This is a genomic window from Streptomyces sp. NPDC048484, assembly GCF_040651415.1.
In the GTDB taxonomy this organism is placed as follows: domain Bacteria; phylum Actinomycetota; class Actinomycetes; order Streptomycetales; family Streptomycetaceae; genus Streptomyces.
In genome coordinates this window covers 1-2,051 of record NZ_JBEZJY010000135.1, presented here as the reverse complement: position 1 = coordinate 2,051, position 2,051 = coordinate 1, and the positions used below count along the sequence as shown (strand labels likewise).

General features: G+C 67.6%; 1 protein-coding gene. It reads left to right on the top strand.

The genetic code is table 11. From position 1 onward, the window contains the following. Positions 1–582: 582 nt before the first annotated feature. Positions 583–1,947: a group II intron reverse transcriptase/maturase gene (ltrA, locus tag AB0D14_RS44895; RefSeq protein WP_362791304.1), complete on the top strand. Its 1,365-nt coding sequence runs from the start codon at positions 583–585 to the stop codon at positions 1,945–1,947. Positions 1,948–2,051 lie beyond the last annotated feature (104 nt).

Here is a 2,051-nt window from a genome sequence, read left to right as displayed (position 1 = left end):
GTACGTCCAGCAGCTCGGGCATTGTCCCGGTTCGAAAGGAGGCTGAGGAGATGTAACCGAGCGTCAAGCTCAGGGCAGCCAGCCGGTGCAAGTCCGGTCCGGGGAGACGCCAGGGTCCCCGGTAGCTGACTCCCGGCGTCGTTCGAGAGGGCGGCGTCGAAGTGGAGTGACAAGCGTCCTTCGGGGGCGTGCGACCGACCGGTCCGCAGCATGAAGCGAAGCCTGCAGCGTCGTGAAAGATTCCCTGCCCCGCGGGGCAGGCCAAGGAGGAGCCGAGCCTGTGCTCTTTTGGCGAAGGCCATGGAAGGCGTCCGGGAACCTGGAGCGGGCGCTCAAGAACCTCCCGGCGTAGGGGGCGTGGAACGGTCGGAAGGGTGTCCTGGGAACTGGAGAGATCCTCCTCGGCCCCGGATGTGGTCCGGGAGTGTGGCTTGCCTATAACCGGTGGAACCGGGAAATGGCGGGCTGTCGAGAGGAAGTCGGAGGGGGCCGTAGTAGTGACGATCGGCGGGACAACATAACCCGCCGGGAGCGAAGGGCCCCTGCTTCATCGATGCGTGACACGAACAAGGAGGTGCCCGGATGAGTGCCGCAACGGCTAGATCCATCCGCCGGGAGGAAGGCCCCGCACGACAGGGCGGCCAGCCTCTGGACAAGGTTCGAGCCTTGCAGTGGACGCTCTACCGTGTGGCCGAGCAACAACCCGAGCGACGGTTTCATGTCCTGTACGGCCACGTCCACCGCATGGACGTCTTGTGGCGGGCATGGTCGGTCGTGTGCACGAACCGGGGCGCGCCTGGCGTGGACGGTGTGACTGTCGACGCGGTGGCCGCCGCCGGGGTGGAAGTGTTCCTCCAGGACCTGTCGGAGCGGCTGCGGACGTATACGTATCGTCCGTCAGTGCTGCGACGGGTGAAGATCCCCAAGCCGGGGCGGCCGGGAGAGTCGAGGCCGCTGTCGATCCCCACCGTGGCGGACCGGGTGGTGATGACGGCCGCGAAACTGGTTCTCGAACCGGTCTTCGAGGCCCAGTTCACCGAGGCGAGCTACGGATTCCGGCCCAAGAGGTCCGCGATCGATGCGTGCGAGGGCGTGCGCGTCGCGGCGAACCAGGGCCGGGAGTGGGTGTTCGAGGCCGACATCCGGGACTGCTTCGGGACGATTGATCATGACGCGCTCGTCGCTCAGGTGGCGAGGCGCGTGGTGGACCGTCCGATGCTGAAGCTGATCCGGGCATGGCTGCGGATGGGCGTGCTGGAGGGCGGGGTGACCTCCCCGGCCGGGGCGGGAACCCCGCAGGGCTCACCGATCTCTCCGTTGCTCGCCAATATCGCCCTGCACGTCCTTGATGAGGCGTGGCAGGAGCGGGGGCAGCGGCTGGGAGTGCTGGTGCGCTACTGCGATGACTTCGTGGTCCTGGCGCCGACCCGCGAACGTGCCGAACAGGCGCGGGAGTTGGCGGCGCAGGTGTTGGGTGGGCTCGGGATGGTTCTGCACCCCGAAAAGTCCGGCATCGTCTGCCTCACCCGGGGCGGACAGGGCTTCGATTTCCTCGGCTTCCATCACCGCAAGGTGGAATCATGGAAGTGGCGCGGCAGGTTCTACCTGCAACGCTGGCCCTCGGCACGGGCGTTGGGGGTGCTGCGGGAGAAGATCCGCGCGGCCACCTCCCGATCCCGGACCGAGAGGCCGGTGACGGCTGTGGTGGCCGACCTCAATCCCGTGCTGCGGGGCTGGGCCGGGTACTTCCGCAACGGGCATTCCGGGCAGAAGTTCGCTGCGACCGACAGCTACGTCCATGAACGGCTAGCCATCTTCGCCAGCCGGAAACACGGCCTGCGAGGCCGGAATTGGGCCACTCGCTACACGCATGAGTGGACTGCCCGGCTCGGGGTCTTCCGCCTTGGTGGGAACGTGCGTTGGGTGGCGGCGCATGCCCGGCGGTGAACGGTGTCGGAAAGCCGTGTGCGGGAGAACCGCATGCACGGATTGAAGTGGCGGGGGCTGGAAACGGAGCGTCATGCGCCGCCGCGCCAGCCCCCGACCCTACC